General features: G+C 71.0%; 7 protein-coding genes. 1 reads left to right on the forward strand and 6 read right to left on the reverse strand.

Annotation, left to right across the window (positions count from 1 at the left end):
• The 4 genes from AC1D15_RS13520 to AC1D15_RS13535 all read right to left on the reverse strand — a co-directional run.
• The coding region (locus AC1D15_RS13520) for an RICIN domain-containing protein (RefSeq protein ID WP_477826381.1) at positions 1 to 1,123 on the reverse strand (1,123 nt) is incomplete at its 3' end.
• Between the two features lie 182 nt (positions 1,124 to 1,305).
• Positions 1,306 to 1,764, reverse strand: a complete 459-nt coding sequence (locus tag AC1D15_RS13525; protein ID WP_477826382.1) for a hypothetical protein — start codon at positions 1,762 to 1,764, stop codon at positions 1,306 to 1,308.
• A gap of 15 nt (positions 1,765 to 1,779) precedes the next feature.
• Positions 1,780 to 2,523 (reverse strand): hypothetical protein, encoded by a 744-nt coding sequence (locus AC1D15_RS13530; RefSeq protein ID WP_477826383.1) that lies wholly within the window; start codon positions 2,521 to 2,523, stop codon positions 1,780 to 1,782.
• A 110-nt stretch (positions 2,524 to 2,633) separates the two neighbouring features.
• Complete coding sequence (locus tag AC1D15_RS13535; protein WP_477826384.1) at positions 2,634 to 3,578, reverse strand: GlxA family transcriptional regulator; 945 nt, start codon at positions 3,576 to 3,578, stop codon at positions 2,634 to 2,636.
• A gap of 147 nt (positions 3,579 to 3,725) precedes the next feature.
• Here AC1D15_RS13535 and AC1D15_RS13540 point away from each other — a divergent pair, with 147 nt between their 5' ends.
• Positions 3,726 to 4,526, forward strand: coding sequence for an SDR family NAD(P)-dependent oxidoreductase (locus AC1D15_RS13540; RefSeq protein WP_477826385.1), 801 nt, complete (start codon positions 3,726 to 3,728; stop codon positions 4,524 to 4,526).
• Here AC1D15_RS13540 and AC1D15_RS13545 read toward each other — a convergent pair whose 3' ends face one another.
• Both AC1D15_RS13545 and AC1D15_RS13550 read right to left on the reverse strand, forming a co-directional pair.
• Positions 4,527 to 5,666: a PepSY-associated TM helix domain-containing protein gene (locus AC1D15_RS13545; protein ID WP_477826386.1), complete on the reverse strand. Its 1,140-nt coding sequence runs from the start codon at positions 5,664 to 5,666 to the stop codon at positions 4,527 to 4,529.
• Positions 5,666 to 6,707, reverse strand: a 1,042-nt coding sequence (locus tag AC1D15_RS13550) for a TonB-dependent receptor family protein (protein WP_477826387.1), incomplete at its 5' end; no start/stop codon positions are given. The genes AC1D15_RS13550 and AC1D15_RS13545, both read right to left, overlap by 1 nt.

Here is a 6,707-nt window from a genome sequence, read left to right on the forward strand (position 1 = left end):
GCGCAGGGGCGGGGCTCGGCGCGGGTGCGGGGGCCGGTGCCGGTGCCGGAGCAGGTGCGGGCGCCGGAGCCGGCGTGGGGGCAGGAGCAGGGGCAGGTGCCGGAGCGGGCGCAGGGGCCGGTGCCGGCGCCGGGGCGGCCGCGACCAGCGTCCACTTCTCGGTCTCGCCGCCGTTGCAGCTCCACTGGCCGATGTGGCCGCCTTCGGCCTTGCTGAAGTTGCCGACGTCCAGGCACTTGTTGCTGTGCTTGAAGCGCACGTTCACCAGGCCACCGCCGAGGTTGTCGAGCGTGAAGCGCTGGTTGTCGCCACCGACGTACTGCCACTGGTGCACGTTCGCGCCGTCGGCGGTCGACACGTCCTGCACGTCGACGACCTTGCCGCTGTTGGCATTGCTCAGGTGGTAGTAGCCCTCGGTGTCGCGCACCAGGTCGAACAGGCGGCCGAGCGAGCTGTTGCACGACATCTGCACGATGTCGGCGCCGCTGACCGTCGAGTCGCCGGCCACGGCCAGGCACAGGCCGCTGAAGTTGGAGCGCACGCTGTAGCGCGACGACGGGGCGGGGGCCGGCGTCGGGGCCGGGGCGGGCGCAGGGGCCGGAGCGGGCGCGCCGGCCACCGGCGTGAAGGTCCACTTCTCGCTCTCGCCGTCGTTGCACTCCCACTGGCCGATGTTGCCGCCGGGCACGCGGCTCGAATTGCCGACGTCCATGCACTTGTTGCTGTGCTTGAAGCGCACGTAGTACTTGCCGCTGCCCAGGTCCTGCAGCGTCACGCGCTGGTTGTCGCCGTTCAGCCAGGTCCACTGGTGCACGTTGGCGCCGTTGGCCGTGGAGATGTCCTGCACGTCGACGACCTTGCCGCTGTTCACGTTCACCAGCCGGTAGTAGCCCTGGCTGTCACGTTGCAGGTCGAACTGGCGGGCGGGCGAGGTGTCGCAGGTCGATTGCACGACGTTCGCGCCTTCGGCGGTCGAGCCGCCGTCGACCGCAAGGCACAGGCCGCTGAACGATGAGCGCACGGTGTAGCGGCCGGCGGCGAGGTCGGCCGCATGGCCGAGCTGCGTGAATCCGGCGCCGACGATCAGCGCGAGGCAGAGCTTGCTGCTTCGAAACGGAAACATGGGTTGTCCTCCTGAGGGGGCTGAAGTTCGCCCGGATGGTAGGAGGGCAGCCCGCGTCGGACTGGAACCGGTTTCACGCGCTTGCAATGCTTGCGTGAGGTGGCATGAATTGGTACGTGTTCATCGTGATTTCGAATTGAGGCATATCGAAATCACGATGGAGCGGGGTGTTCAGAGGGTGTTCAGAAGGCGGCGATCTGCACCAGCGGCCGGTCGAGCAGCGAGCGCAAGGCCGCGCCGAGCGCGTGGGTCAGGCGTTCGCACTCCTGCCAGTCGACGCTGCCGGAGTGGGCGCATACAACGATGAGCAGCGGGGGCTCCTCGCAGCAGGGCAGCACGCCGATCGCGCCGGTGGCATGCATGAACACCGCGGTGCGCAGGCCACCCCACGGCGCGAAGTGCCGCCGCTGGCGGTGGTACAGCTGCCAGTAGCGGGTGGCGGATTCCCAGACCCCGCCGCTGCGGGTGCAGCCGCTGGTGGAATCCACGGTACCGGTCGCGGCGTCGACGAGTGCGCAGCCCTCGACACCGGCCTGCCGGCACAGGCCCGCGAGTGCCACGGCGACCGGATCGCGCGGGGGGCGCGGCGCTTCGAAGGTGAGGGTGGGGAGGGCGATCTCCGGATATTCCGAGTGCTGCATCGATGTCTCCTGGGGTCAGCGGCTGGCCAGGCCGAGGCGCCGGCGCAGCGCGTTCAGCAGGCCGCCCGAGGCGCGGGTGGTGCGCCGCGGCGGGGCTTCGGTGCGCGGTGCCTCGGCTGACGAGGCCGACGAGGCCGACGAGGGCTCGCCGATCGCGCCCACCGGCTCGAGGTGCAGCAGGTTCGCGTTGGCCATCCGCGTGATGAAGGCGACGCACTTGTCGGCGGCGACATTGCTCAGCCGCATCAGCTTCTCGAGATCGAGCGAGCGCGTGAGCATGAAGCTCGCCAGCCGCAGGTTGTCGTTGTCCTCCCACATCAGGCCGCTGGGCGGCCAGCGGCGCAGCCGGAAACGGCAGCCGGCGGACAACTGCGTGAACGTGGCCGGGGCTTCGCCGGCAAAGCGGTGCTCGGCGCATTCGAGCGCCTCGACCAGCGCGTCGGGCTGCAGCGGGCTCGCGAGCACCGTGCCGGGCGCGCGGCCGGTGCGCCACGCCAGCGCACGCGCATCCTGCGAAGGCGGCGCCAGGTGCAGCGTCACCAGCGGCGGCTCGAGCATGCCGCGCACCGTGTCGATCTCGAGGCCGGCCACCAGCACGACCTCGGCGTCGCCGTCGTGCACCACCTGCCACGGGTGCTGCAGCTGGCGCGTGGCACGGGCCAGGCAGCGGCGCACCGCGCCTTCATCGCGTGCGTCCAGCCCCTGCAGCAGCAGCCGCAAGGGCCAGCGCATCAGCTGGGTCTCCATCTCGTCGCTCATGTCCGTGCGCCTTCGTGTCCATGTCGGAACCGGACACGCTATCGAACAGTTCTGCAGGAACGATGCAGAAGGCGCCGAAGACAGCCAGACAAATGACCGCCGCGCGGGATTCAGGCGCGCTGCTGCTCGCGCGTGCTGCGCCGGATGCCCTGCGGCGGCTGCCCGAACGCGCGCAGGAAGGCGCGCCGCATGCGCTCCGGATCGCCGAAACCGGTGTCGCGCGCGATCGCGAGCAGCGAGTGCTGCCCGCTGTCGATCAGCGCGCGGGCCGCCTCCACGCGCAGCTGCTCGATCGCGCGCGCCGGCGACTGCCCGGTCTCGGCCTTGAACGCGCGGCTGAACTGGCGCGGGCTCAGGTGCGCGACCTCGGCGAGCTCGTCGACCGACAGTTCGTCGCGCAGGTTCGCGCGCGCATGGGTCAGCGTCCTCTGGATGCGGTCGGAGCCGGGCTCGAGCTCGAGCAGCGCCGAGAACTGCGTCTGCCCGCCGAGCCGGCGGTGGTACACGACCAGCTTCTTCGCGATGAAGCGGGTGCACTCGGCGTCGAGGTCTTCCTCGATCAGCGCGAGCACCAGGTCGATGCCGGCCGTCATGCCGGCGGAAGTCCAGATGGGGCCGTCGTTGACGTAGATGCGGTCGGGCTGCACGGTGGCGCGCGGGAACCGGCTCTGCAGCGCCTGCGTGAAGTTCCAGTGCGTGGTGGCGCGCCGGCCGTCGAGCAGCCCGGCGTCGGCGAGGATGAAGGCGCCGGTGCAGATGCTGGCGATGCGCCGTGCGCGCTTCAGGCTGCGCGCGAGGAAGCGGCACAGGCCCTCGGTCGACGGTGCGACATCGAGCGCGCCGGTGACGGCCAGCGTGTCGTGGCGCGCCGCGCTGAACGGCTTCGAATCGACCGCCACGCCCGACGAGCTGCGCACCAGGCCGCCGTGCTCGGACAGCAGCTCCACCTCGTACACCGGGCGCCCGGCGTACAGGTTCGCCAGCTCGAAGGCGGCGATCGGCGCGAGGTCGAGGATCTGGAAGCCGGGGAACACCACCACCCCGATGCGGCGCACAGGGGCGCTTCTCGAGGCTGATTTTCGCGATGTCATGAAAAGAGGGTTCTGAGACTTATGAGACATCACGATAGAGCGCACGCTTCGGGCTGTCAATCGCCGCGTGCCGCACTTCCGCCAGGCACGGCGCACCTGAAGGACATCGACATGAGCTCCACGAACCCTCTCGGCACCGCGCTGGTCACCGGCGCTTCCTCCGGCATCGGCGCGGTCTACGCCGACCGCCTGGCGCGCCGCGGCCAYGACCTCGTGCTGGTCGCCCGCACCGGCGAACGGCTGCAGGCGCTGGCCACGCGCATCACCGCGCAGACCGGCCGCCACGTCGAGGTGCTGGCGGCCGACCTGACCAAGCCGCGCGACCAGCTGCGCATTGCCGAGCGCCTGCAGTCGGACGACGGCATCGGCATGCTGGTCAACAACGCCGGCTTCAACATCGCGTCGCCGATCGTCGACTCGTCGCCGGACCGGATGGACGAGATGATCCAGCTGAACGTGGTTGCGCTGACGCGGCTCGCGCACGCCGTGGCGCCGCGGCTCGCGAAGCGCGGGCGCGGCGCGATCATCAACATCTCGTCGATCGCGGCGATCGCACCGGCCCTGCTGAACGGCGCCTATGGCGGCACCAAGGCCTACGTGCTGAACTTCACCGAGGCGCTGCAGCACGAGATCGGCGCGAAGGGCGTGCGGGTGCAGGCCGTGCTGCCGGGCGCGACGCGCACCGATTTCTGGGCGCTGGCGGGCCTGCCGGTCGAGCACCTGCCGAGCGAGATCGTGATGTCGGCGGAAGACATGGTCGATGCGTCGCTGGCCGCGTTCGACCAGGGCGAGGTGGTGACGATCCCGGCGCTGCCGGACCTGGCGGTCTGGACATCGTTCGAGGCGGCGCGCGCGGCGCTCGGGCCCTTCCTGTCGAGCCGCAAGCCGGCCGCGCGGCTCAGCGCCGGCTGATCATCGGCCAGGCCGGCGGCGCCACCACAGCCACACGCCGGTCAGCCCGAGGCCGCCGAGCGCGAGGCCGCTGAAGAAGGTCAGCACCTGCTGCGGCAGCCCGCCCAGCTCGCCGACATGCAGCGGGTAGACCCAGGCCACCGCGCGGCCACCGGGATCGAGATCGCTCCAGCGCTGCACCGACAACACCGCGCCGGTGCGCGGGTGCAGCCACACCGAGGTCAGCCCGTTCGGGTGCGGGTCGTCAGGCAGCCGCATGCGCACGCGCACCGGGCGGTCCGGGCCGGGCAGCTGGATGTAGCCGATCGGGTCATTCGGGAACTGCCGCTGCGCCTGCGCGGCGAGTTCGTCGACCGTGGCGGGCGGGCCGCCCGGCGCGTCCTTCGCCTCTTTGGGCAGCGCGGGCGGGCGCGCGAACGTGCCGCCGGCCAGGAAGGTGACGAACTCCCCGAGCGGCCGCCAGGCCATGTACGCGCCGCTCGCCACCGACACCGCGATCACCAGCCCCATCACGATGCCGCCGGTGCGGTGCAGGTCGAACAGCCCGCGCAGCACGCCCTGGCGCAGCTCGATGCGCCACGACGGCGGCCAGCGCCGCGGCCACCACAGCACCACGCCGGTCACCAGCATCGCGAGGTACACCAGCGCGCCCCAGGCGAGCATCGCCTTGCCGGTGTCCTGCAGCAGCAGCGAGCTGTGCAGCTTGAACGTGAAGCCGACGAAGCCCTCGCTGTCGCCGCGCCGGCCCTGCTCGCGGCCGGTGGCCGGGTCGAAGTACACCGTGCCGCTCCAGCGCTTGCCGCGCACCAGCACCCACAGCGTCTCGTCGGCGCTGTGCGGTGGGCGGAAGGTCAGCACGCTGGCGCTGCCGAACTCGGCGACCAGCCGCTGTCGCAGCGGCTCCAGCGGCACCGCGGCCGCGCCGGGCCCGCCTGCCCCGAGCGACGTTTCGGCCTTGAACAGGTTCGGGTGCGCCCAGCGGTCGACCGGCTGCGCGACCACCAGCACCGCGCCGAGCAGCCCGACGATGGCCAGCACCCAGCCGATGCTGAGCCCGAGCCAGCGGTGCAGCCGCAGCCACACGCGGCGCAGCCCCTGGCGCCGCGACGGCGCCTGCGGCACCTGCACGGTGGCCGACATCAGAACGCCACGCGCGCCTGGACCCAGGTGGTGCGCGGTGCGCCCACCATGCGGCCGGCGTTGCCGTCGACGTTGCGCGTGTAGTAGCGCTTGTCCGCCAGGTTGTTGATGCCCAGTTGCAGGTCGATCGCGGTGGCGGTCGGCAGCTTCCAGCCGACCTGCGCGTTCCACAGGCGGTAGCCGGGGACCAGGCCCGTGCCGGCGGTGGTCGATTCGTTCCAGGTGTTGGCGTTGTCCGAGAACTGCGAGCTCTGGTGCGTGCTCGACAGGTTGAACGACCACGCGGCCAGCCGGTAGCGGGCGCCGACGGTGTCGGTGTCGCGCGAGTAGAACGGCACCTCGTTGCCGGCCGTGTCGCCCGATTCCTGCAGCGCGCGGGTGTGCGTGTAGTTCGCGAACACGTTCAGCCCGGCGAAGGCGCTGTCCTTGTCGAAGCTGTAGTCGATCGCCGTCTCGATGCCGTCGTGCTTGGTGGCGCCCAGGTTCTGGAAGACGACGTTCGGGGCCGTCGTGCCGGCGACCTGCTGGATCTGGTTGTCGAAGCGCAGCCGGAAGGCGGTGAGTTCCGCGCTCAGCGTCGCGCTCTTCCAGCGCGTGCCGAGCTCGAAGGTCTTCGCCACCTCGGGCTTCAGCGGGTTGTTCGTCGTCTGCGAGTTCAGCTGGATGTTCTGCACCGGGCCGAACGAGGTGTTGTAGTTGCTGAACAGCGTCCACTCCGGCGTCACGAGCCAGGCCACGTTCAGCGACGGCAGCGCCTTGTCGTTGTCGGTGTCGAAGGTGTTGCCCGTGCCGTCGATCCGCGTGGTGCCGATGTGCTCGAAGCGCACGCCCGGCGTGATGCGCCAGCTGCCGATCGCGATGCGGTCGTCGACATACACCGAGTGCGCGTCGGTCTCGTTCTCGAAGCGGGTGGTTGCGCTGACCGCGCCGCTCGCGAGCGTCTCGGTGAAGCTGTTGTCGTCACCGCGCTCGCGGATGAAGCGGTAGCCCACCGTCACGTCGTGCGCGACGCTGCCGAACGCGAGGCGCTGCGTGTAGCGC

Source organism: Rhizobacter sp. P2_H2, assembly GCF_056403375.1.